20 protein-coding genes are annotated in these 23398 nt (G+C 57.3%); 10 read left to right on the top strand and 10 right to left on the bottom strand.

Annotated elements, in window-relative coordinates:
* Positions 1-12: 12 nt before the first annotated feature.
* The 4 genes from AC1EKG_RS08250 to dnaA all read right to left on the bottom strand — a co-directional run bounded on the left by AC1EKG_RS08250 (position 13) and on the right by dnaA (position 4901).
* Complete coding sequence (locus AC1EKG_RS08250; RefSeq protein ID WP_160309210.1) at positions 13-600, bottom strand: DciA family protein; 588 nt, start codon at positions 598-600, stop codon at positions 13-15.
* The gene (gene recF, locus AC1EKG_RS08245; RefSeq protein WP_004807822.1) at positions 581-1741 is read right to left on the bottom strand and encodes a DNA replication/repair protein RecF; all 1161 of its coding nucleotides are present in this window, start codon (positions 1739-1741) and stop codon (positions 581-583) included. The genes AC1EKG_RS08250 and recF overlap by 20 nt, the downstream gene beginning before the upstream one ends.
* Positions 1742-1749: 8 nt before the next feature.
* Positions 1750-2880 (bottom strand): DNA polymerase III subunit beta, encoded by a 1131-nt coding sequence (gene dnaN, locus AC1EKG_RS08240; RefSeq protein WP_004807824.1) that lies wholly within the window; start codon positions 2878-2880, stop codon positions 1750-1752.
* Between the two features lie 572 nt (positions 2881-3452).
* Positions 3453-4901 carry a chromosomal replication initiator protein DnaA gene (dnaA, locus tag AC1EKG_RS08235; RefSeq protein ID WP_004807825.1) on the bottom strand — a complete coding sequence of 483 codons (1449 nt, stop codon included), beginning with the start codon at positions 4899-4901 and terminating at the stop codon, positions 3453-3455.
* Between the two features lie 387 nt (positions 4902-5288).
* On the opposite strand from dnaA, the gene rpmH reads away from it, so the two are divergent.
* The 8 genes from rpmH to AC1EKG_RS08195 all read left to right on the top strand — a co-directional run bounded on the left by rpmH (position 5289) and on the right by AC1EKG_RS08195 (position 10976).
* Positions 5289-5429: a 50S ribosomal protein L34 gene (rpmH, locus tag AC1EKG_RS08230; protein WP_004807827.1), complete on the top strand. Its 141-nt coding sequence runs from the start codon at positions 5289-5291 to the stop codon at positions 5427-5429.
* A 1-nt stretch (position 5430) separates the two neighbouring features.
* On the top strand, positions 5431-5775 hold the full coding sequence (rnpA, locus tag AC1EKG_RS08225) for a ribonuclease P protein component (RefSeq protein ID WP_040315400.1): 345 nt from the start codon (positions 5431-5433) through the stop codon (positions 5773-5775).
* Positions 5772-6155, top strand: coding sequence for a membrane protein insertion efficiency factor YidD (gene yidD, locus AC1EKG_RS08220; protein WP_004807831.1), 384 nt, complete (start codon positions 5772-5774; stop codon positions 6153-6155). The genes rnpA and yidD overlap by 4 nt, the downstream gene beginning before the upstream one ends.
* Positions 6156-6163: 8 nt before the next feature.
* Positions 6164-7570, top strand: a complete 1407-nt coding sequence (gene yidC / locus AC1EKG_RS08215) for a membrane protein insertase YidC (RefSeq protein WP_004807833.1) — start codon at positions 6164-6166, stop codon at positions 7568-7570.
* Between the two features lie 11 nt (positions 7571-7581).
* Positions 7582-8163, top strand: coding sequence for a Jag family protein (locus AC1EKG_RS08210; protein WP_004807835.1), 582 nt, complete (start codon positions 7582-7584; stop codon positions 8161-8163).
* Positions 8160-8834 carry a 16S rRNA (guanine(527)-N(7))-methyltransferase RsmG gene (gene rsmG / locus AC1EKG_RS08205; RefSeq protein ID WP_004807837.1) on the top strand — a complete coding sequence of 225 codons (675 nt, stop codon included), beginning with the start codon at positions 8160-8162 and terminating at the stop codon, positions 8832-8834. Before AC1EKG_RS08210 ends, rsmG begins: the two co-directional genes overlap by 4 nt.
* A gap of 154 nt (positions 8835-8988) precedes the next feature.
* Positions 8989-9894, top strand: coding sequence for a ParA family protein (locus AC1EKG_RS08200; RefSeq protein WP_004807839.1), 906 nt, complete (start codon positions 8989-8991; stop codon positions 9892-9894).
* Positions 9891-10976, top strand: a complete 1086-nt coding sequence (locus AC1EKG_RS08195) for a ParB/RepB/Spo0J family partition protein (protein WP_481067816.1) — start codon at positions 9891-9893, stop codon at positions 10974-10976. The genes AC1EKG_RS08200 and AC1EKG_RS08195 overlap by 4 nt, the downstream gene beginning before the upstream one ends.
* A 102-nt stretch (positions 10977-11078) precedes the next feature.
* Here AC1EKG_RS08195 and AC1EKG_RS08190 read toward each other — a convergent pair whose 3' ends face one another.
* Both AC1EKG_RS08190 and AC1EKG_RS08185 read right to left on the bottom strand, forming a co-directional pair.
* Complete coding sequence (locus tag AC1EKG_RS08190) at positions 11079-12089, bottom strand: D-alanine--D-alanine ligase family protein (protein ID WP_004807844.1); 1011 nt, start codon at positions 12087-12089, stop codon at positions 11079-11081.
* 2 nt (positions 12090-12091) lie between these two features.
* Entirely contained in the window at positions 12092-13369 is a 1278-nt protein-coding gene (locus tag AC1EKG_RS08185) for an aminotransferase-like domain-containing protein (RefSeq protein ID WP_004807848.1), read from the bottom strand.
* Between the two features lie 120 nt (positions 13370-13489).
* Between AC1EKG_RS08185 and AC1EKG_RS08180 the strand changes: the two genes are divergently transcribed.
* Complete coding sequence (locus AC1EKG_RS08180; RefSeq protein WP_048706446.1) at positions 13490-15055, top strand: ATP-binding cassette domain-containing protein; 1566 nt, start codon at positions 13490-13492, stop codon at positions 15053-15055.
* Entirely contained in the window at positions 15052-16668 is a 1617-nt protein-coding gene (locus tag AC1EKG_RS08175; RefSeq protein ID WP_481067815.1) for an amino acid ABC transporter ATP-binding/permease protein, read from the top strand. The genes AC1EKG_RS08180 and AC1EKG_RS08175 overlap by 4 nt, the downstream gene beginning before the upstream one ends.
* A gap of 44 nt (positions 16669-16712) precedes the next feature.
* On the opposite strand, the gene trxA is transcribed toward AC1EKG_RS08175, so the two are convergent.
* The 4 genes from trxA to AC1EKG_RS08155 are packed head-to-tail and all read right to left on the bottom strand — an operon-like array spanning position 16713 to position 23397.
* The gene (gene trxA, locus AC1EKG_RS08170) at positions 16713-17033 is read right to left on the bottom strand and encodes a thioredoxin (RefSeq protein ID WP_285445037.1); all 321 of its coding nucleotides are present in this window, start codon (positions 17031-17033) and stop codon (positions 16713-16715) included.
* Between the two features lie 9 nt (positions 17034-17042).
* Positions 17043-17972, bottom strand: coding sequence for a thioredoxin-disulfide reductase (gene trxB / locus AC1EKG_RS08165; protein WP_004807856.1), 930 nt, complete (start codon positions 17970-17972; stop codon positions 17043-17045).
* A 56-nt stretch (positions 17973-18028) separates the two neighbouring features.
* A complete protein-coding gene (gene murJ, locus AC1EKG_RS08160; protein WP_481067814.1) occupies positions 18029-21364 on the bottom strand; it encodes a murein biosynthesis integral membrane protein MurJ in 3336 nt (1111 codons plus the stop codon).
* Positions 21361-23397, bottom strand: a complete 2037-nt coding sequence (locus tag AC1EKG_RS08155; protein ID WP_004807861.1) for a DUF6049 family protein — start codon at positions 23395-23397, stop codon at positions 21361-21363. The genes murJ and AC1EKG_RS08155 overlap by 4 nt, the downstream gene beginning before the upstream one ends.
* Between the last annotated feature and the right edge of the window lies 1 nt (position 23398).

Here is a 23398-nt window from a genome sequence, read left to right as displayed (position 1 = left end):
CGGCAAAAAATACTACCCGTAAGTGTCGCGCGGGCCCCTTCCTTTCACTCGCAACCGGCCGTGCGTCCACTTCGGTGCTGCGGGCGCCAAAATCGTAACCTCGGTGATAAAGCCGGCACCGATTTTCTGGTCAATACGGTTAAGCAGGGTAGGGATCTGCATTCGCAGCGCATTAGCCCAGGGGGTAGAAGAAGCCCGAATCACCAGTTTCGGGGCCTGAATCGTTTCAATCTGAGCATGCTCAAGCAGTTTTGGCCCCAAAATCTCGGGCCACTTAGCCTCAATGGAAGCCGAGCGTAGCTGCTTGTTCCACCCGTTCTTGCGGGTAAGAAACGACGCAACAACAGAAACTTTCTTCGGATCGCGCCGCGACGGCCTCGGCCCGGTACCCCCACGCGCAATGCCCGGGGGAGCCTGCCACACCTGTTCAGAACTGGGCACTTCGAGGGCGGGTTCGTCCTCACTGCGTTCTTTCGGGGAACGCACATGCGCCAGTTGCTTCGCGCTTAGCCGCGCCTGCCCCTTCTCCCACGCATCCTGCTGCGCCTTCCGCAATGCAGCGCGAGCATACCGCAGCTTTTCATCCATCGCGTCGCTCAATCTGGGTTCCCTCATCCGAATCAAAAGTGACATCAAAATATGTCGCTTCTGCAATCTCGGGCAAGTCCTCGCCCACAGCTGCTGTCACAATCACCTGTTCAGAAGCTTGCATGACCTTTGCCAAAGAGGCCCGCCTGTGCGCATCGAGTTCCGCAAAAACATCGTCCAATATGAGTATTGGCTCAGTTCCATCGTCCTTGAGCAGCGCAAACGCCGCCAGCCGCAGTGCTAGTGCGGTAGACCATGTTTCCCCGTGCGAGGCGTACCCCTTGATCGGCATCTGCTCAAGCGCCAAGAAAATGTCGTCGCGGTGCGCCCCCACCAGGTTGACCCCTCGCTCCAATTCGCGTGGCCGCAACAGTGCTAGCGCCTGACCCATCTTTTCTTCCATTATTTCTGGATCCAACAAGTCCGCCTCGGCAAAAGCGATCTTGCCCGCCAACGAACTTTGGTAGGAAATGTTCAGATCGCGCGCGTCCTCGGCAATGGCCGCGTGGGCGCCCACCAATAACGGTGCCAAAGACTGCACCACTCGGGCCCGAGCGGCAATAATCTTGGCCGCTACCTGCGCCAAATGAGCGTCCCACACATCTAAAGTCGAAAGCGAAGCAGGCTTCTTCCCAGCGGTCCGCAACAGGGCAGAACGCTGCCGCAAAATCTTGTCATGCTCCGTGTACACGGGCGCCATCATGGGCTGTAGTTGCACCACCAAGTCATCCACAAACCGGCGTCTACCTGCAGGGTCACCGCGAACAATCTGCAGATCCTCGGGGGCAAATACCACCGTGCGCACAATACCCAACAGCTCTTTAGGCCTGATAGAACCCCTATTCAGCCGAGCCCTATTGGCCTTACCGCGCACAATTTCCACTTCCAGGAGCTTCTCGTGGCCATCTTCCACAGCGCGGGCCCGGATCACCCCTGCCGAGGGCGTCGGCTCACCCGCGCTGGCAATGCGAACCAGCGCCGTATCGGCTGCCACCCGGTGGGACGAAAACGTAGAAAGGTAGGCTACGGCCTCGACCAAGTTAGTTTTGCCCTGCCCATTCTTGCCCAAAAAGACGTTGATCCCACCGGAAAGGCGTGTAACAACATGCCGGTAGGATCGAAAATCGTCTAACGCAAGGTCGGTTAGGTGCACCCTGGTCCTTATATGCCGTAGCGAATAGGCATCAGCAGGTAGCGATAGGAAGTATCTTCACCGGCGCCCGGCTCTTCCTGTCCCGTTAGTACAGCAGGCTTGGACGGGTGATTGAAGGACATCTTCACGTACGGATCGTCAATGGCGTTTAGCCCATCCAACAGGTAGTGGGGGTTGAAAGCCGTAACGATCGGTTCGCCATCTAGGTGAAGCGGCACATCTTCACGAGCCTGTGCATCTTCGCCCTGACCTGCCTCTAGAGTGAGTTGGCCAGGTTCCAAAGTTAGTCGCACCGCAGTATTGCGTTCAGCCACAAGCGACACACGCTTGAGGGCGGATTGCAATTCAACCCGGTCGACTACAGCATGAATAGAAGTATTTTCGGGAAAGAGGCGGCGCACTTGCGGGTAGTCGCCATCAGTGAGCTGACTGGTCATGCGCCGGCCACCCTGCTCCATAGCCAAAATTGCAGCAGAACCGGATTCGGTAGATAGCGAGATCTTTACTTCACCGCCACCCGAGAGCGACTTGGTCATATCGGTCAGCATCTTCGACCGCACCAGAGCGCCTACCTGCAGCGAACCTTCGGAAGGATTCCACTTGATGTCGCGCTGGGCCAACCGGTAACGGTCAGTGGCAAGCATGGTCAAAGTGTCGCCATTAATTTCGCAGTTGATAGTGGTTAGCAACGGCAAAGTGTCGTCGCGCGATGCGGCAACTGCCACCTGAGAAACAGCCTGCGAAAAATCTGCCGAATCGATAGTACCGACAACCGGGGGGACCGCAGGCAGTGCTGGATAATCATCCAAAGGCATGGTGAGCAGCGAAAACTTTGAAGAACCACACTGGATGCGAACCTTCGGCCCATCCAGAACTACGTCCACAGGCTTAGCGGGCAAAGCCTTGCAGATGTCAGCAAGGAGCCTGCCGGAAACGAGTACCTCTCCGTCCTCGTCAACTTGCGCTTCGATAGTAGAGCGAGCAGAAGTTTCGTAGTCGAAGGAAGAAAGAACAACAATCGAACCCTCGGTAGTGAGGCGAACGCCAGCCAATACAGGAACCGCGGGTCGCTGCGGCAAAGTTCGGGCCGTCCAAGTTACGGCATCGGCCAGTACATCGCGGTCTACACGGAACTTCACGCCGCTTTCCCTTCTCTAGAAAACTTCGAGCAAATTGTAATTTGCCCGCGCGTCTACTTGACGCAAGCTACTCACACTTTAGTGCAGTGCAAGCGAGTCTGACAAAACATCTGCGTAGCCGCCAGTGAGCGGTAGCGACTATTGCAAGGAAACTTCGGGTTAACTGTCCGAGCGGACCAAAAATCGCCCCAAAACGTGAATCATTCGGAAGATTTTTCTACTTGCCGGGCCACCGTGATCGTCCGCGTCAGCCCTTTGGTATCGATCCACAGAAAAATCCCATTAACTTAGTTTCATAGTCGTCATAGGTACTGTGGATTTCGTGGAAAAACTACTCTTTCGTTGCTAACGCAGGGAAAACACTTGGGACAAAAAAGTGGAGAAGGCTGTGAGAAAACTGGGAGTGTTGTGGAATTCTTGTAATTCGCCCTCTGCTTCGTCCCCAGAATGAGCAAACTTGTGAACAGATAAGACTTGTAATTCCACAGTCATCCACAGACTTATCCACAGATGGGGATAAAATCCCGGAATAGTGCGTTAAAATTCGGTTCCGCACCCAATTAACCTGCCGGTTACCCGCGCGCCTTCTGCTTGATGCGGTTAGTTAGCTCCGTAACATGGTTAAAAGTCTGCGGTTTCTTCGCCATCTGCTCGGTTATCTTGCGCTGGGCGTGCATCACCGTGGTGTGGTCGCGTCCGCCAAATTCCTGGCCAATCTTTGGCAAAGATAAAGTAGTCAGCTCGCGGCACAGGTACATGGCGATCTGGCGAGCCTCCGACAGCGCGCGCGAACGATCGGCCGAGCACAGCTGATCCAAAGTGACTCCGAAATACTCTGCGGTCTGCACCTTTATCAGCGCCGGCGTGACCTCAGGATCCTCGGGATCAGAGACAATATCCTTCAACACCATCTCGGCCAGCGAGCGCGAAACCTTCGTGTCCGACAGTGAGGCAAAAGCGGTGACACGCAACAATGCGCCCTCGAGTTCGCGAATATTCGTGGCGAACCTAGAGGCAATGTAAGAGAGAGTGTCGTCATCAACCTCTAGGCCTTCCGCCTGCGCTTTCTTTCGCAAAATAGCGATACGGGTTTCCAGATCCGGCGGCTGCACGTCCGTCATCAAGCCCATCTCGAAACGAGAACGCATGCGCTCTTCGAAGCCGCCCAGCTCCTTGGGGGCCACATCCGAAGTAATCACTACCTGCTTGTCCGCGTTGTAGAGCGTATTAAAAGTGTGGAAAAACTCTTCCACTGTCTGCTCTTTACCCTGCAAGAACTGGATGTCGTCAATCAGAAGGATGTCGATATCGCGGTAACGCCGCTGGAAATCTTCGGCTCTACCAGCGGAAATAGAGTTAATAAAGTCGTTGGTGAACTCTTCCGAGTTGACGTAAAGGACCTTGATAGCCGGATAAAGGTTCAGTGCGTAGTGCCCGATCGCGTGCAACAAGTGGGTTTTGCCCAGGCCGGAGCCGCCATAAATAAACAGCGGGTTGTAGGCACGAGCGGGAGTTTCTGCGGCGGCATTCGCAGCGGCGTGCGCAAACCGGTTCGACGAACCAATAACGAAGGTCTCGAAGGTGTACTTGGCGTTTAGGTGGGTGTCGAAGTCGGCGTTGGGATTGGGAACAAGGCCCAATTTTGGCGGCTCCGAGGGATCCGGGACCGGTTTTTGCTGACTATCCTGCGCAGAATCAGACTTTTCCACAGCAGGGGTAGGGGGCTGTGGGTTTTCCACCGGCTTCGAACCGATAGTTGTCTCTATAGGTTTAACTGAAATAGCGATGGAAAGAGGGCGCCCAAAAGCGTGCGAAAGAGCCTCTTCGACTGTGCCCGCGAGCCCGCCCTCGATGACCCCTTTGGTGTACTCATTCGGTACGGAAAGTAGAACTGTATCGGACAAAATGCCTAATGGTTCGGTCATATCCAAGAAGCCGACTTGTGCTTTGCCGAGCGTGGGATCGTTAGCAAAAGATTCCACGATCTGCTTCCACGCCGTAACGAGGGCGTCTTGGTCCATTACTTCTCCGTTCAGTTGAGACACGTAGATACGAGATTACCCTTAATAAATCATATTCCACAGGTTTTTCCACAGCTGGGGATAAACTACGTCGATGTAATACCCCGCTAATTACAAAGGTGTGATTTCGAAGTGATCTGTGCAAACACCCCCACTTGTTATCCACACCTGGGGAAAACATTGTGGATAACTACATCGTTGTTATTCACAACTACTCACAGCCTGTGCAAAAATGGGCTCCAGCAAGCAAAGTTCGCTAAATGCGTCACACCTGGCCATGGCTTGTTGAAATAGGTTCGCGGGGTACGTACCCTTGATGTTTGTTTGTGCCCTCTTTAGGGCCACCACGAGACTTGAGGGGAATCCCCCTAAACAACAGGAGAAGTTATGAGTACAAAGCGCACTTACCAGCCCAGCAACCGTCGCCGCTCTAACAAGCACGGCTTCCGCGCTCGCATGCGTACCCGTTCCGGCCGCGCAATCATCGCAAGGCGTCGCTCCAAGGGCCGCAAGTCCCTGAGCGCCTAAGGTGCTTCCCCGGGAGCACCGGATGGCAAATCCCGCGGATTTCACCACCGCAATAAAAGGGGTGCGCGGGGGATCCAAATACTTGGTGGTACACATGAGCGACCAGAGTGACAGTGGCACTCTGGTCGGCTTCATTGTGCCCAAAAAAGTGCTCCCACACGCCACAGACCGCAACCTCGTACGCCGTAGGCTGCGGCACCTAATGGCAACTCGGCTAGAGCAAATTCAGGGAAGAAAAATAGCAATCCGGGTACTGCCTGGCGTGCGCGAAGCCAACTACCAACAGCTAGGGCAGGCGCTAGATACCGCCCTCGGGAAAGCCGCCAAAAAGGCGGAGGCTAAATGAATCCTGCCAAAGCTGTATTAAAAGGCCTGATCAGGGGCTACCAACGATGGATCTCGCCCCTATCGGGACCGCGCTGTAAGTATTACCCCACATGTTCGGCCTACGCTCTTAGCGCGATAAACATACACGGGGCAATAAAAGGCAGCATACTAGCTGCGTGGCGCCTAGCGCGCTGCAACCCCTGGAGCAAAGGCGGACTCGACTACGTTCCTCTAAAAGGACAGTGGAAACCGGGCCCATCTGAGCGGCTCACAGAACAAGAACTCACCGCCTACTGGCAGGCGCTTGACGCCGGCCGAAGCGGTAAAGCAATGCACATCGTGGAAACTGCGCTGGCAAAACGGAAGGCAGAAGCCGGCGCTGGCCCGCAACACAGTTAGGACACCTAATGGGTTGGTACGACACAATTCTCTTCCCCATCAAGTGGCTAATCGCCTGGATCATGTATGGGGTTCACGAAGGCTTGACCTTCTTAGGCTTTAGTAACGGTGCGGGCCCCGCATGGGTTTTGGCAATCGTTGGCCTGACCATCATCATCCGAGGCGCCATCTGGCCGCTGTACCTAAAGCAGATCAAGTCCTCGCGCTCCATGCAGGTTGTGCAGCCCGAGATGATGAAGATCCGCGAAAAGTACAAAGGCCGCAAGGACCAGGTCTCGCAGCAGCAGATGAGTCAGGAAACCATGGCCCTGTACAAAAAGTACGGCGTTTCGCCCATGGCCTCCTGCTGGCCGATGCTGGTGCAGCTACCCATCTTCGCGGCACTGTTCCGCCTGCTGTGGGCACTGGGTGCAGTAGCTAACGGCACCTACGCAAAGCCTGCCATCGGGCCGATCGATGCCACGCTAGCAAACCAGATTCAGCACTCCACCTTCATTGGGGCACCGCTGTCCACATCCATGGTCAACTCCAACGACTGGGGCACCAAGATTGTCGCCCTCGCGCTGATCATCTTCATGATGGTCACCCAGTTCCTGACCATGCGCCAGCTGACCATGAAGAATATGCCGGCCTCTGCACTGTCCGGAGACAACCCAATGGCACGCATGAACAAGTCCATGATGTACACGATGCCCCTGATCATGGCTTTCTCGGGTTGGGCACTACCTATCGGCGTGCTGATTTACTGGGGGACCACCAACATTTTCACCACCTTCCAGCAGGCCTTCGTCCTCTGGCGCATGCCTACGCCCGGTTCGCCCGCACACGACCGCCTGATCGAGAAGAACAAGGGCAAATACGCCACCTACCGCAGCGAGCGCGAAGGCCAATATCAGAACCACCTGGCCGGCCTCGGTGTTAGCGACGACGAAGTAAAGTCCGCCGCCACAAAGATTTCGAAGGCTGCCGCAAAGGGCGACGAGGACCCAGAATCCGCCCTCGAAGGCCACCCCAACGCGGATGCGCTTCGGAAGGGCGTGGAAGCTCGCGCGCAGATGCAGGAAGAACTGCGCCAGCGCCGCGTGAAGCTGCAGCTTGAAAACGAAAAGCCCAAGCCGCGCACCAAAGAAACCTTCATGGAAAAGGTCATGAAGAAGGCCGAAGAACAGAACCAGCTGGCCCAGCAGGCCCAGCGTGTTTCCGGCACTCAGCGTGGCCAGCAGCGCTACCAGCCCTCTCGAAACATGTCGAAGGCCGAGCGCGCAGCTGAAGCAAAGCGTCGTCGCAACGCGGTAAAGAACACTACCGAGCCGGGTAAAGGTAAACTAAGCGACGAGGAAATCCAAAGGCGCCGTGTCGAAAGGCAGCGCGCTGCAAGGGCAAAACGTAAGAAGAAAAACCAGAAACGGAAGTAAGGGCCAAAAAGATGCAGAAGAGCCTAACTGACAACGGTCTGGTGACCGATGACAACGCCATCGAAGTAATTGGCGAGGACCAAGAGACCACTCCTGGCGCAGACGAGCGGCTGGAACAGCTCGAGGAAGAAGGCGACATTGCCGCCGACTATCTGGAAGAACTGCTCGACATTGCCGACCTCGGTGGCGACATCGACATTGACGTGGAAAATGACCGCGCCAGCGTCGAAATTATTGCCGAGGGCGAGGACCTGCGCGACCTGAAGCGCCTTGCCGGTAAGGATGGGCACGTGCTGGAATCGTTGCAGGAACTGACCAGACTCGCCGTACAGGCGCGTACGGGACAGCGGTCCAGGCTGATGCTCGACGTGGCCGGTTACCGTGCAGACCGCAAGGCGGCACTGCGGAAGATTGCCGAGAAGGCTATTGCCGAGGTGCGCGAAAGCGGCGATGACGTAGAGCTGAAGCCTATGAATCCGTTCGAGCGGAAGGTTTGCCACGATGTGGTTGCCGAAGCTGGACTGACCTCTGAATCCGAGGGTAGCGAGCCGAAGCGCTACGTCGTTGTGCTTGCCCCCGAAGGTGACGAATGAGCGGCGAACTGGAAGTTCCCTCGCAGACTGTAAAGGATTACCTGGGGTATTCCTTCGGCCCGCTAGAGCACTTTTCCTTCATGCTGCGCGACGAGGGCGAACTGCGCGGACTAATTGGGCCGCGCGAGTTGCCCCGGTTGTGGACTAGGCACATCGTCAATTCTGCGCAGGTCGCGGAATTTTTGCCCCCCGAGGATTTGGACGCTGAGTTGCCCCTGAGGCTGGCTGACATCGGTTCGGGAGCTGGTTTTCCGGGTATCGTGTTGGCGGCTATGCGCCCGGACATCGACGTTACGTTGATCGAGCCCATGGAGCGTCGCATTGAATGGCTTGACGATGTAATCAATGAAATGGGTTTGGATAACGTCACGCTGATTCACGGGCGAGCCCAAGAAGCCATGCAGCGCAAGAGTGCCAAGAAATTCCACTTCGTTACCGCCAGGGCAGTGGCGAACATGATGAAGCTTGCCCCGATGGTTTCTCCTTTGCTTTACGTGGAGGGAAAGCTGCTTGCCCTGAAGGGGCGCAAGGCAAAGGAAGAGGTCGAAGAAGCGCGACATGTGCTTCGCAAGGCGAAGCTGATTAAGGTCAAGGTACACGAGATGCCTTCGCCTGCAGCGCCTGACGATCCGGAAGAGATTACGCGGATTGTGGAGGCCTTGCGGATCTAGCTTGTGACCCTACTTTGGGTCGAGGACGGGGAGTGTTTCACGTGAAACACTCCCTTTCTTTATGCCCTTATGTGGCGGGGTGTTGGAAATGCTGTGTGATGTTTCTATAGCTTGCAACCGTAAAACAATGCGCCATTAGCCAGAGCTGGCATCTATGATAGATAGGTACAAGATTAATGGAGGATTGCACGTGAGCCCACGCACCAAGTCTTTTGCAGACAAGCTGACAGCCAGGAACGAAAAGGCTCGCCAGCTGAAGAAGTTGAAGTTTAAAAAGCCTCAGGGTACGCGCATCATCGCAGTTGCTAACCAGAAGGGTGGCGTAGGTAAGACTACCTCCGTCGTGAATCTAGCAGCCGCGCTAGCGGACAATGGTCTAGAGGTGCTGGTCATCGACTCTGACCCCCAGGGGAATGCCTCCACGGCCCTGGGTGCGCCCCACGGAATTGGGACCGCTGATACTTACACGGTACTCCTTGGCGAAACCAGTATTGAAGACGCAGTGGTTACCAACCCAGAATTTCCGTCGCTGAAGGTTGTACCGGCCACAATCGATCTTGCCGGAGCGGAAATGGAATTGCCCGACGCCGAGCGCAGAGAATACCTGCTACGGGATGCGCTAGAAGAGTACGTCGAGAAGCACCATCCGCACTACGTATTTATTGACTGTCCGCCCTCGCTTGGACTGCTTACTTTGAACGCCTGCGTAGCGGCAGAAGAAGTCTTAATTCCGATGCAGGCAGAATACTACGCTCTTGAAGGTCTGTCGCAGCTACAGCGTTCTATAAACGGCATTAGCGAGGCTTTCAATGAGAAGCTTCATATTTCTGCCATCTTGATGACTATGCTGGATCGCCGCACGCGTCTGGGAAAGGACGTGGAAAGGGAAGTGCGCGAGCACTTTTCTGATCAGGTGCTGCAGACCGCCATTCCAAGGAACATCACGGTTTCGGAGGCACCGAGCTATTCGCAGACAGTTATTAGCTACGACCGTAAGGGCTTGGGGGCGTTGGCCTACAAAGAAGCCGCTTACGAACTTAACAAGAGGAGCTTCGAGTGAACGCACGTCGTGCAGGCGGGCTCGGCCGTGGGCTGGGTGCTCTAATCCCGTCGGAGCAACGTGAGCCTGCTACTAAAAAGGGCAAGCCTGTTGATATTTTCTTCCCAGATTCCGTAAGTCACCCAACCGGTGGGTCGGCCTCGGATCTGCTGACACCTCGCAAGCGGGAAAAGAAATACGGGAAAAAGGCCCACGTTAAGCGCAAGGTAGAAACTAAGGTAACTGAGCCGCAGAAGAATGTTTCACGTGAAACAAATCTGGTGAAGGTGCCGGGGGCTTCCTTTGGCGATGTAGCTATTGCCGACATAATTCCGAATACGAAGCAGCCCAGGCAGAACTTCGATCAGCAGGAGCTTGAAGAGTTAGCGGAGTCCATTGGCGAGGTAGGAGTACTGCAACCGATCGTGGTGCGACCGTTGCACGAGCTTGGCCCCAAGGGGGAGCACTACGAGCTGATTATGGGCGAGCGCCGGTGGCGGGCCTCGAAACAGGCGGGGAAAGTAACTATTCCGGCAATTGTGCGCAAGACCGAAGAGCAAGACCTGCTGCGCGATGCGTTGCTGGAAAACTTGCACAGGTCTAATTTGAATCCGCTGGAAGAGGCTGCGGCCTACCAGCAGCTAATGGACGATTTCAAGTGCACGCAGTCCGAGCTCGCGGTGCGGATCAAGCGCTCCCGTCCGCAGATCGCAAACACTGTTCGGTTGCTGAAGCTTCCGGCTCCCGTACAACGACGGGTTGCAGCCGGCGTGCTGTCCGCCGGGCACGCTCGTGCCCTTCTGAGTCTTTCCGAACCGGAGGACATGGAGCGGTTCGCGACACGTATTGTGGCCGAAGGTTGGTCGGTGCGATCGACAGAGGAACAGATCGCGTTATTCCTCAGCTCGGAGCCAACTACCCCAAGCAAGAAGGTTGGCCGGAGCGTGACTGCTATCAGTGCGGCGGAACAGTCCTTCCAAGATAACCTTGGCAACAAACTGGATACCCGGGTGATCGTGAAGCCGGGTAAGAAAAAGGGAAAGATTGTCATCGAATATGCCGATGCGGAGGACTTCCAGCGTATTGCTGGATTGCTGAAGTAATCGCGCTAGGTACGCGGTTCTTTTTCTGCAGCAATTGTTTCACGTGAAACAAAGTGGCGGCTACCTGATTGGTAGCCGCCACTTTTGGTTAACTATGCAGTTCTAATCTGCTACATCGGTAACCTCGCGAGAGCCCTGCTGGTAGGCCCGAATAACTAGGTCCTGCAGAATCTGCTGAAAACTGGATCCCTCTGCTGCTTCTGCTGCCTGGGGAAAGAGGGAGGTGTCCGTCATACCCGGAGCAACGTTGGCATCGATAAACCAGGGGGTGCCTTGTTCGTCCAGGATGACGTCTATGCGGCTCAGGTGGGATAGTTCCAATACGCGATGACAGCCAAGTGCTAGATCATGGACAGCTTCCAGTGCTTTCTGGTCCAACTCTGCAGGAACAGAGAAGGCGGAGCGGCCGACCTCGTATCGAGCATCGTAATCGTAACGCCCGTCTTCCGGCATGATCTCGACAACCGGAAGTGCCACCGGGCCGTCCTCAGAATCGATTATCGAGACTGCCAGCTCCCGACCTGAAACGTATTGCTCTACCAGCACCTCTTCGTCGTAGGAAAAAGCTGAAATCATAGCGCGCGCTAGATCCGCCCGATCGTTCACGTAGGTTACCCCGAGGGCGGATCCTCCGGAAGCAGGCTTTACCATCATGGGCAGACCGAGCTTGTTTTCTAGCAGATCCAGGATCTGATCGGAGTCCAGCTGCCTAAAAACTTCCTGTGGCAGCGACACAGCCGGGGGAGTAGTAAGGCCGTTCTTGGCCACGACGGATTTGGCTACCGGTTTAGCCGAAGAGAGCTTGCAGGCCTGCGGGCCGGATCCAACAAAGGGGAAACCAGCTAGCTTCAGCAGCGCCTGCAGTGTTCCGTCCTCGCCGAAAGACCCGTGTACCAGCGGAAATACTACATCGGGCTGCATCCTATTTAGGTTCTCTAAAAGGTGGGGACCAAATTCCACAAGGTGGGCGTCAAATCCGGCTCGAACTAACCGATTGGTTACGCGGGTGCCCGACGCAAGGGAAACGTCCCGCTCTTGAGTGATTCCGCCGGCAACCACGGCGACGGACCTAGGGAGCTCCTGAGGCATAGGAGCCTGTTCTTCATTAGCCATTGTTAGTCCTCCTTAGCCTTTGGGCCACCGAACAACTTCAGTAGCTCCAGTTCGTGATCCATTACAACGGAAAGCCTGCGTACGCCCTCGCGAATTTCTTCGGGCTCGGGGTAGCAGTACGAAAGTCGAATATTTCGGTGCCCAGAGCCGTCGGCAAAGAATGCAGTGCCGGGAGTGTAAGCGACCAGTTCAGTCACGGCGCGAGGTAGCATGTCCTTGGTATCGATGCCCTCGGGCACAGTTAGCCAGGTGTAGAAACCGCCCTGCGGCTTTGTCCAAGTACAGTAAGGCAGGAATTCTTCGAGCGCCGAAAGCATTGCGTTGCAACGTTCCTCGTACATGGCTCGGAAAACCTTGACCTGGGAATACCAGTCGTAATCGCGCAGGTAGCCGCTGATTGCCATCTGCCCAACCATCGAAGGCGAGAGCACTGCCGATTCAGAGGCAAGAACCAGCTTCTGTCGGATAGCCGGAGGAGCAGCGGCCCAGCCAATGCGGAAACCGGGGGCAAACATCTTCGAGAAGGAACCTAGATAGACCACCGAATCGGGATCGTAGGAATGTAGCGAAGGGATCGGGTCAGAATGGAATCCGAGCAGGCCATACGGATTATCTTCCAAGATGAGCACGTGATGCTTGCGGCAAATCTCTACTACCCGAGGGCGTCGCTCAGCTGAGAGAGTCACCCCGGCCGGGTTGTGATAATTCGGGACCGTATAAAACATCTTCGCGGGGGTGCCGGCCTTTTCCAGCTGCGTGAGGATTTCGTCCAGCGCCTCGGGGATAACACCGTCGTCATCGAGGGGGACGTGACGCACGTCGGCTCTGTAGGCCTCGAATACACCTAGCGCACCGACGTAAGAGGGAGACTCGGCCACAATGACGTCGCCTGGATCAATAAAGATCTGCGTGACGTAGTCCAGGGCCTGTTGAGAGCCCGTAGTAATGACAATGTTGTCGGGGTTAGGGGCGTAACCGTCGTAAGTCATAACCTGGCTTATTTGTTCGCGCAGTTCTAAATATCCCTGACCGCCACCGTACTGCATAGCCTGTGCACCGTGCCTAGCAATTAGTTGCTTGGCTGATTCAGCTAGTCGGTCGAGCGGAAGATCCTTGATATTGGGCATTCCGCCGGCAAGGGAAACGACCTCGGGACGTGACACAACTGAAAATAGTGCCCTAATCTCGCTTTGGCGAAGATTGCGAGCCTTTTCGGAATAAATGTCGTCCCATTGGTCCAGGTTAGACGCTTTAGAGCTGCGCGCCTTCTTAGCGGTCACATGTGCCTCCTCTATTGGCAACTATGCAATCTATAGTGCCACTATTTTCTAAAGGTTTGCCATACAGAAGATCAACATTACCGAATGTTTATGTCGGGTTGGGTCGACTAGGCTTGTGTTGTGCGAACTTTGTCGAAACCACCTCTGCTACCCAACGTGCTAGCGGCAGTGTTAGTACCGCTACTACTGACAGACGCCGCCCTGGCAGCCGCTCCTTATCTGCAAGCCGTCTTGTCCGGGCAGGCTGCACCGCGGCGGACTTTGCTGCTACCGCTACTGCTTGTAGCCGTAGCCGCTTCTTGCTCCTTGGCGTGTCGACTTGGCGGAGGCAAAGCAGCAGGGCGGCTCGAGGGCGACTTGCGATCGCGCATATTAAATAAGGTATATGCAGCCGGGCCGGTGGGAGCGCCCTCGGCAGGGCGGATTACTGCCATTACTACCGGAATCGTAGAGCGGGTAGCGGGCGCCAAAACGAAAGTCCTACCGGAACTGTTGGCCATGCTCTACTCACCGTTCTGTGTAAGCGTCGTTTGGGCGCTATGGGGGATGTGGAGATCAGCTCTGACGCTGAGCGCCACCTCGGGGCTGGCTTACGTTCTGGTTCGCCTTTTCCTGAAGAAGATTCGCAAGTCCTCGGTGGCGAATAGACGCGCCGAAGCCCGTCTCAGCGAATCATACCTACAGTCGCTGCGAGCTCTTGGAGCGGCTTCCTATTTGAATGGGCAGGACTTCTTGACCGAGCGTGTTGAGGAATCAGCAGAAGTGCAAAGACAGCGAACCATGTCCCTTTTAGCGGTAAACCAGTCGGTGTTGTTCGTGATCCATATGGCCGCCTTTGCGGTTGCCTTCACCGCTTCTGCTCTTGTCTTGAGCGTAGAAGCACCCTATTCCGGGATGGCCGTGGCAGCTTGCGCCAGTTTGGTAATCGCGTTGCGTCCAGTAGACCGCGCAGGACTCTACTTTGTTTCGGCAATGGGAGGGCGGGGCGCGCAGACGGCGCTGAGCGGATTTGAGCATTCGCTGAAAAGGTCAGAATCAGCCGTCTATGGGCAGCCTAACCCACACAATATAGTTGACCTAGTTGACGTAACGGCAGGATATGCGCAGGATAAGCCGGTTTTACGCAATTTCTTTTTGAGTGTTCGCAAAGGGGAACACGTTGCCCTGGTCGGGGCAACCGGCGCGGGGAAAAGTACCATCGCCGGGGTGTTAGAAGGTTTTGTTCCGGTACTTTCCGGAAAGGTTGCCATTGACGGGGTTGACTCCAGCGCCCGGTATCCTGCTGCTTCTTGCGTGGCATACGTGCCGCAGAATCCGTACCTGCTGGGCGACACAGTAAGGCAGTGCTTCGGTAGTAGAACGGAAACCGCAATTTGGCAGGCGCTTGAAGATGCGCAGATCGGCAGCTGGCTCCGAGCAAACGGAGGTTTAGATTTGCCTCTTATAGAAGGTGGAAAGAATCTCTCTGGTGGACAGCGGGCCAGAATAGCCATCGCGATCGCGTTGGCGAGCGACAAGGAGCTGTTACTTCTGGATGAGCCCACCGCCTCAATCGACGAGCAGAGCCAGAAACTCATCTTGAAGACGTTGGCAGAGCAGACAGGGAAAAGAACGATCTTGCACATAGCGCATCGCGCCGAAGCGATTGCGGCAGCGCAGCGAGTAGTAAGAGTTGAGGCACGATGAAACGATCCGTAACAAGGCGACTGCTTCGAGAGGCGAAAGGAACTCGCCGCCCCCTGATTGTGTCGGCGCTAGCAAGAATTGTCGGTGCGTGCGCGCGGATGGCGATCTTCGCTCTTGGCTTCGTGCTAGTCGGCTGTGCCGTTGCCGGGAAAGCCCCACGCCTACAGCTGGGAGTCGCCCTGGTTATTACCGGCCTTGTGAGGGCGGGGTGTTCCTACCTAGAGCATTACTCCGGGCACCTGGTTGCCTTCACCATGCTGGCCGGACTGCGGGTGCGGCTGTATGTAGCTCTGGCGAAGAGGGCGCCGGCGAGCATTAGCGAAATGGACGTTGCAGACGTGCTGCCCTCGGCTGTGCGAGACATCGATCGGGTCGAGGCTTTCTATGCCCACACGATCGTGCCTCGGATAGCGGCGGTAGTAGTTCCGGTGCTCGCGGGAGCAGCGGTAATGCAGTTGACGGGGTTTACTGCAGGATTGATTTTGTGCGTAGGTCTATGGGCTAGCGCCTTTGCACTTACGGCCCTAACCGAGGGCCAGATAGCTAGAGCCAAACAGGGTGAACTAGAGGTGCGAAGTGAGCTGTCTAGGGAGCTAACCCGCAGTCGCATCGCACTGGCAGAACTCCTGTCGAATCAGAAGCAGGACGAGGCGCTAACTAGAATCACCAACAACGGGGAGCAGATAGGCCGAGCACTCGAGAAGGCTGAGCGGTGGAAAGGTGTGCGCGGGGCAGTAGGACTGTGCTGGGATGCGTTTCTTCTAATTACCGTGGCCGGCATGGTCGCTTCAATGCAGCAAAGCCTGCCGCAAACTTTGGCAGCCCTGGGACTTGCGGTTGGTTCCCTAGCTAGCGCTACCGCGTTGCGCGAAGGTGGGGAGGGCCGAGTGGCTGCGAAGGAATCCGCACGCAGACTCTTTGCGATGATCGACAACGCAGGCGAGCAGCTCGATGGAGACGACTGGCAGGTTGGGGTAGCGCCGCAGATCGTGTTCGATCAGGTCTACTTCAAGTATCCGAAGACCGAACGCGGCCTGGAAGGATTGACGCTGACGCTGCACCCTGGGCAGTACACCTGCCTGTCCGGTCCTTCGGGGTCGGGGAAATCCACTATCGGCGCATTGCTGGCCCGCGCCTGGGATCCGGATAAGGGCGGAATCATAGTTGACGGGGTTTACCTAAACCGGATATCGCCGCAGGCGGTGCGCCAACGGATTTGCGTAATCAGTCAGGACGGCAGCCTGATTGATGGCACGGTCGCCGATAACCTGAAACTTGGCAAGGAGGTGCCAGGAGACGCACTCGAAAAAGTATTGAAGGTAGTTGCGCTGGAAGAAGACGTAGCCGCCCTCGGGGGACTGCAGGCCCACCTTCGCCCAAACCAGTTGTCTGGGGGGCAGAAGCAGAGACTGCTACTGGCACGAGGGCTCCTAATGAACGCGGACGCCTACGTGCTGGACGAAGTCACTTCACACCTGGACGAAGCCACCCTGCAGACAGTCAGAGCGAATCTGCGCGACGCATTGCAGCAAAAGACGGTGCTAGAAATAACGCATCGCGTGGATACTACGGTGCGTCACGTAGAACTCGAAGAAGGAGCACTCAAGGCATAAAGAAAGGGGCAGGCACACGGCCTGCCCCTACAGAAAAAGTATTGCTACTTAGTGACCTCATCGAGGGCCGCGAGCAGATCCTTCTTCGGACGCGAACCCACCAGGGTCCGCACCAAGTCCTCGTCCTTGAAAATTGCGAACGTAGGAATCGATACGACGCCATACTTAGCTGCGGTAGCCGGGTTCTTATCAATATCCAGCTTTGCAATAACCACGTCGTCGCGTTCGGTAGCAATTTCGTCCACAACCGGACCCATCTGCCGGCACGGTCCACACCAGGTGGCCCAGAAATCAACCAGCACGGGCTTGTCAGACTTGATTACTTTGTCGATGAAATCGTGATCGGTTACTTCAACAGTTGCCATATCTACTTCCTAAAGTTGCTCCAGATAGTGTTCTACGTCCAGGGCTGCCCTACAGCCAGAACCGGCAGCAGTTACCGCCTGCTGGTAACGGGGGTCAGCAACGTCGCCGCAAGCAAAAACGCCTGGAATGTTGGTGGCCTGCGAGGGCGAAGCAACATTAATGTAGCCCTCCGGACCTAGCTCCAACTGCCCGTCGACCAGTTCGGTGCGCGGGATCTGGCCAATCGCCACGAAGATGCCTGCAGCTTCCAGCTCAGAATCTTCGCCAGTTTCGCGGTTGTGCAGTGTCACGGAGGTGGCCCCCTGCTGGCCATTCACCTGGGTCACCACGCTGTTCCACACGAAGTCAATCTTGTCGTTGGCCTTGGCCCGATCCTGCATGGCCTGAGAGGCGCGCAGCTGGTCGCGGCGGTGAACGACGGTCACTGACGAACCGAACTTCGCTAGGAAGGTTGCCTCTTCCATGGCGGAGTCGCCGCCGCCCACAACGACGATCGGCTTGTCCTTGAAGAAGAACCCGTCACAAGTGGCGCAGTAGCTAACGCCGCGGCCAGAAAATTCCTCTTCTCCGGGCACGCCCAACTTGCGGTATTCAGAGCCGGTAGAAACGATTACGGTCTTAGCCAAGTATTCGCCCTCGTCGGTGACGACCTTCTTGACGTCGCCGCTCAGCACTAGCTCCTCGGCGTCCTCAAGACGAATGTCGGCGCCGAAGCGTTCCGCCTGGGCACGCATCTGCTCCATTAGATCCGGCCCCAGTATGCCGTCGCGGAAACCGGGATAGTTTTCCACATCAGTGGTCTGCATGAGGGCGCCACCAGCGGTGACGGAACCAGCGATCATGACGGGGTTCAGCCCCGCGCGAGCCGTGTAAATGGCCGCCGTGTACCCGGCCGGGCCGGAGCCCACAATGATTACGTCGTGGACAGTTTCTGCCATGCGTACTCCTTATTTAGCGTGCGTCCTTGTAACAAGCTTGGCAGGGCGCAATATTCCTATTTGACGGTGATTTCGCTAATAACTGCGCGGTTTCGCCCTTCGCCGTCACGGGGCAGCTCGGAAATCCAAAGCACAAGCGAGTCAGCTTCCACCGGTTTCTTTAGCTTCAAAGTGGTGGTGGGTTGGGCGAATTCGCCAGTGGCGAGTGGTTCGCCCTCGTGCGGCTTGTCAGCCGAAGTTGAGCGCAGTTCGATAGTGCCCCCGGTGGCGGGAGTGGCCACGGTGACCTGGCTAACCTTTGCCTTGTCTTTCAGCAAGATTGAGACGCCGATGCCGGACTTAAAGCCGAACTTCGGATTCTGGTAGTAGCGCGACATCCATACGGACTGCGGGTCGCCGTCCACCATCTTGTCTTGATCTTCGGGGTGTTCATTTTGGTCGCCCTCGGGATCGAGGGAGGCCACTGCGGCAATCTCGGGCTTCTTCGCAGTGGGCGCCGAGGGCTTCTTAGTGGCCCCACCCTGCTGGGATTGGGAGGCGGAAGTCTTGGGCGCGGCCTCCTTTGCCGAGGGCGAGGACAGCAGCGGCGGCACCACCAGGATGAGTCCGAGGAGGAGGGCGACGCCCGCGCCGGCTGCCGCACCGATCATGGTGCGACGGACGGGATTGATGAGCGGAGAATCGTCCTCTTCGTCACGACGCTGCACCTTCGGGGCGGTTCGTGGCGGCACCGGCTTCGGGGCGGCGCCGAACATGGGCAGTTGCCGGGTACTAGTGTCCGAATTGGCGGGCTCCTGGCCCATCAGGATGGCTTCGAAGGAAGCGGTATTGGCCTCAATGTCCTTCTCGGCATCAGCGGCCGGCGGAATGATTGCGTTCTTAGTGCCAACTAGGGGAACGCCGCTTACCTTGCGCGGAGAGGCGTTCTGGGTGACGTGGACGGTTTCCTCGCCCTCAGTTTCGCCGCCTTCGGCTTCCTGGTCTGCTGCCTTCGAGGGCGAAGCCTCTTCTGCAGACCCTTCTTCCTGCGGTTGTGCCTGGGCCGCAGGAACCGGCGAGCTTCCGGCTGCCGAAGTCGAGGCAGGGGCGGCTGCCGAATCCTGATTCTCCGGGGTGCTCGCAAGGGCCGTTGACCCGGTTTGTGCTTCGGCTTCGCCCTCGCCCGGCGGGGGCGGCGGGAAAGAACCTTCCTGGCCCTGCTCCTGCGAAGGCGAGGCGGGAGTCTGGCTTTGGGAGGCCGAGGCCTTTCCTAGCAGCGCCGACTTTAGTGAATCCCAGCGCTGTGGCGACAGTGACGCCATGGCTTCGGGGGTGTTGCTCGCGGGGTGAGCGTCTTCCTGGTCGGTCGTTTCTTCTGCCACGGACTCGCCGAGTTGGTCTTGTTCCTGTGCGGAAGATTCGCCGTGTTCCTCTTGTGCTTCGGCTTCGCCCTCGCCCGGCGGGGGCGGCGGGAAAGAAGCGGCCCCGGCAGCGGTAGCACTAGCACCCTTCTGTGCAGGAGCGGGCACCGGAGGTTCGTCCTGCGTCGCGGTGGCGGCAAGGGGGGTTTGTGCTTCGGGCGCCTGTTCGGCTGTTGCTGCAGGCAGAAGAACAAAGTGGGCGTCTCGGCCCGAAATGATGGGTTCTTCGTGATCTTCGGTAGCCACGGCTTCCTCCGGCTTAGATGTCATGTCTTCTAGTTTCTCACTATTTTCGGCCTTCGCGCCATTAGCAGACCGACCCAGATGCAGCCGTGCAGCAAGGGGGCCAGAGATGATCTTGACTCCCTCGCTACGCAGCAGAAACAGGCCAGCCAGGTAGATGCCTAGCATGACGAAGCCGACAATGGTAACGCGTGCTAGTGCCCCAGCAAAACGCGCTGTCGTGGACGAATCCGCACTGCCCGACATGGCGCCCATGAAATGCAGTATCACCCACCCGACCAATACGGCTGGGGCAATAGCGCCCAGGTACTTAGCGTATTCACGAACGATTGCGCCGGGGTTAGCTCCGGGCAGGCGCCGGTCTACCACGATGCAGCCCACGATGGCGGCGAAGATCCACCCGCACAGTTCGCCGGCGGCCGCGCCTTGCACCCAGTGGGTTGGGTTCAGTAGGAAGTAGGAGCTGCCGGCAACTATCGCAACGACGATCGCCATGGGCGCCTGCACGAAGAAGGAAGTCTTAGTGTCTTCCTGGCTTAGTAGCAGCGACTGCGAGGTCGACCAGATCGCTAGGAAGGGAATGTTGAACGCCATGACGGCCACGACGCCCGCGTATCCGCTGATGGCGGCCGCATCGAAGCGGGGCATGATTACCTGCATTACCGGTACTGCTGCCATTGCGAGGGCGGCGGCACAGAACACGGTGACGGAACCTATGCCAATGATGGTTTGGTTGTAGGTACGTCGCGCTCCAGCTAGGTCACCTGTGGCCATCATCTGCGACATCTTCGTGAAGAGGGCTGTAATAAGCGAGACGACAACGAGCGCGATGGGGATCTGGTAGATCATGAACGCGGTGTTGTAGGCGGTGGTGGATGCCACGAATTCGCCGGTCTTTGCGGCAACTCCGTTGCCTGCGGCGGCCACGTTGGAGACTACCAGGTAGGATCCCTGTCCGGCCATTAGTGCGGCGAAGGCCCAGAATGCGGTCTTGGAAACCTGGCCGAGCCCGTGCCCGCGGAAGCCCCAGACGGGCCGGAGTCTAAAGCCGGTGCGGTATAGCGGTGGCAGCAAGATCAGTGCTTGCGCCACGATGCCTAGGGTGGTGATGCCGCCTAGCAGTGCGATTGCCTTAGAAGACCAGAGGGAGGGGTCCGTTGCCCAGTCCTTGTCTCCCATTACCCACAAGAACACGCCCATGCCCGAGATTCCGACAACGTTGTTGACCACTGGAGACCACATGTATGGGCCGAATTTGCCCATGGCGTTTAGTAGTTGTCCCCAGAGGGCGTACATGCCGTAGAAGAAAACTTGCGGCAGGCACCAGAAGGCGAAGGCTACGGCGATCTTGTACCAGTCGTGGGCGAACTTGTAGGCGTACAGCTTCACCAGGAAGGGAGCGGCAGCAACGGCGACGACGGTGATCAGCGCCAAGCCGACGGTGAAGAAGGTGAGGAGCCGGTTGATGTACTCTTCGGCCTCGTCCCCGCCCTTGGAGAGGGCGCGCACGATCTGCGGCACCAGCACCGCTGACAGTACCGAGGAGGCAATCAGGTTGTAGACGGTGTTCGGTAGCGTGTTCGCAGCCTGGAAGGCGTCGTTGGCGCCCACTTCACCAATGATTGCTATCAGTAGGGCAGCGCGAATGAACCCGAGCACCCTGGACACGGCTGTTCCGGCAGCCATAATCCCGGTGGCACGGGCGACGTTAATTTTTTCTAGGCCTACTTTTCGGCTCTTGCGGCTCATGGAAGTTCCTCAACTGGCATCTTGCGCCCTCGACGGAATGTTCTGATAAGGCCAAACACGAAGACAGCCACAGCTATGGCTGCTGCGCCCCAGATTGCCTTGTCTTCGAGGCCCGGGCGAACCCGGATGTGGAGCGGATTGGCTTGGGAAATGACTTGTCCGGTGTTTGTGGCAATGCCTACTCGCACCTGGATGTTACCGTTACCTACGGCTTTTAGGGGAATGTTTGCGGTTGCCGCCGAACGGGCTGGCACCTGCACGTTTTGCGGTTTTCCCACCTGTAGGCGGGGGTCGGATGTGCGGGCGCGAGCCTGCACGTTCACGGGTATGGCGAGGCCGTTTGAGATGCGCACGGGGAGCATCGCTTCCGTAGAGATCAGGTTGATCGTCGAGGAAGGCTGAGCGGCGATGGCGCTGCGCAGGGCGCGCGAGTCTGCGTCCAAATTTCTTAACGCCCGGGAGCGTAGGTTTTGCGGCAGAGTGTTGCCTGCCGCCAGCAGTAGTTGCGATTGCAGCGCGTAGGTTATCCGCTCGGGATCCTTGCCCACCAGGGATAACAGGTCGGTGGTGGTAGAGACGTGGGAGATCGTCTTGGTGGCAGACAGGCCCTGGGAGGCGTTGCTGTCTACGGGCAGGAATTCGTCTGCTCGCGCCGATTCAGAAAGGGCTTCGTCAAGGGTGATCGGGTCGGTCCACGTGGACGTGTAGAGGGCGCGTGCCCGCTTTACCTGCGCCGCGTTGGCATTGGCGGGTAGTTCCGCACTGATGATGCGCGGGTCGAAGGGCCGCTCGTGATCCATAATGGCAACGGCTGACAGTGCCAGCTGGGAAAGGTCGAATTCGGTGACGGAGCCGGAAGCGGAAGCGGACAGGATCCTAGAAAGTACCTGCGAATTCAGGATCGTGGGGTGGTTCCCCTGGGCGTAAAGGTTTGTGCGCGCCGAGGGCGTATAAGAAAGGTTCGAGGTCGTCTCCGCCGCTTTTTGCGGGGCAATTATGGGCCAGTCTTCGGGCACTTCCTCTAGCTGGGAAATGGCGGGGGCCTGGCTGAAAGCGGCAAAGTTGGACGTTGTCTGCACGCCGCGTTCTGCCAGTGCGCGGGCAGTTTCTGTAGTGCGCTTATCCGCTATGAGCGAGAGCTCCCGGGTAGCTCCCGTAGGGCGGGCCTGCGGGAATCCCCAGGGAGTCAGTAGGATCTTGCCGCCCTTGTTCGTGATCGTTTTTAGGGCTGCCAGTGTGCTCGCGGAGGGAATGGGAGCCTTTGTAGGTTGGTCCAGCCCAACTGTCTTGCCGCGGACGATTGGAGAGCCGGAATCTATGACAGCAGGGTCAATTAAGTAAACTACTCCGGGGCGGGCCTCTTTGGCCAGGACCTGCAGTTTCTTAGTCGAGGGCGTATCCGCAACGGTGACGCCGTTGGATAAGTCTTCGCCCTCGGCCTCTTCGGTTTTGGCCAGTCCGGAAGCTGGCCCAATGGCCGTTTTCCCTATGGAAGCGGAGCCGGTAGCAGCCTGCACCTCGTCGCGCAGCCCCCGCACTGGCACCTGCAGTAGTAACTTGGTGCGCTCAACTTGGAAGGGGGCGCCTACCAATAGAATCGAGCGATCGGATGCCTGCCCTACCGTGGCCGTAATTCCTCTAGGGCCCCACTGTTCGGTAAGAGCAGGAATAGCGGTAGATTCAAATGCGGCATCGACGCCGACTTTGCCGTGGGCTGGAACCGTGGGCACTGCCCCGGACCACACAGCGGTCCGCTTTTGATTGTCCTCGCCCCCGTGCAACCAGTCGCACAGCTCGTTCGCGTCAAGGGTGGACGCGTTAGACACGTCGATGTTGGCATTCAACCCGGTTAGAGGCTTGGCGGTAGGATTATGCACTTCCAAGTGGGCTTTTACCTGCTTGGTTTGCGGGTTCAGGGTAGAAGTGAGGGCGGTGATGGTTACCGTCGGTGCGTCCTCGGCGTGGGCCAGTGGCGGAAGCGAACATACGAACAAGGCCATGGCCAACGCACACAACAAGATTTGTTTGCGCATC

Source organism: Winkia sp. C0117E2, assembly GCF_056590455.1.
This window is presented reverse-complemented; position numbering and strand designations above follow the sequence as displayed.

Coding starts and splice junctions, on each gene's coding strand:
- dnaA (WP_004807825.1), bottom strand. CDS start 4,901: ATGGACCAAGACGCCCTCGTTACGGCGTGGAAGCAGATCGTGGAATCT.
- rpmH (WP_004807827.1), top strand. CDS start 5,289: ATGAGTACAAAGCGCACTTACCAGCCCAGCAACCGTCGCCGCTCTAAC.
- yidD (WP_004807831.1), top strand. CDS start 5,772: ATGAATCCTGCCAAAGCTGTATTAAAAGGCCTGATCAGGGGCTACCAA.
- yidC (WP_004807833.1), top strand. CDS start 6,164: ATGGGTTGGTACGACACAATTCTCTTCCCCATCAAGTGGCTAATCGCC.
- AC1EKG_RS08210 (WP_004807835.1), top strand. CDS start 7,582: ATGCAGAAGAGCCTAACTGACAACGGTCTGGTGACCGATGACAACGCC.
- rsmG (WP_004807837.1), top strand. CDS start 8,160: ATGAGCGGCGAACTGGAAGTTCCCTCGCAGACTGTAAAGGATTACCTG.
- AC1EKG_RS08200 (WP_004807839.1), top strand. CDS start 8,989: ATGATAGATAGGTACAAGATTAATGGAGGATTGCACGTGAGCCCACGC.
- AC1EKG_RS08190 (WP_004807844.1), bottom strand. CDS start 12,089: ATGGCTAATGAAGAACAGGCTCCTATGCCTCAGGAGCTCCCTAGGTCC.
- AC1EKG_RS08175 (WP_481067815.1), top strand. CDS start 15,052: ATGAAACGATCCGTAACAAGGCGACTGCTTCGAGAGGCGAAAGGAACT.
- trxA (WP_285445037.1), bottom strand. CDS start 17,033: ATGGCAACTGTTGAAGTAACCGATCACGATTTCATCGACAAAGTAATC.
- trxB (WP_004807856.1), bottom strand. CDS start 17,972: ATGGCAGAAACTGTCCACGACGTAATCATTGTGGGCTCCGGCCCGGCC.
- murJ (WP_481067814.1), bottom strand. CDS start 21,364: ATGAGCCGCAAGAGCCGAAAAGTAGGCCTAGAAAAAATTAACGTCGCC.
- AC1EKG_RS08155 (WP_004807861.1), bottom strand. CDS start 23,397: ATGCGCAAACAAATCTTGTTGTGTGCGTTGGCCATGGCCTTGTTCGTA.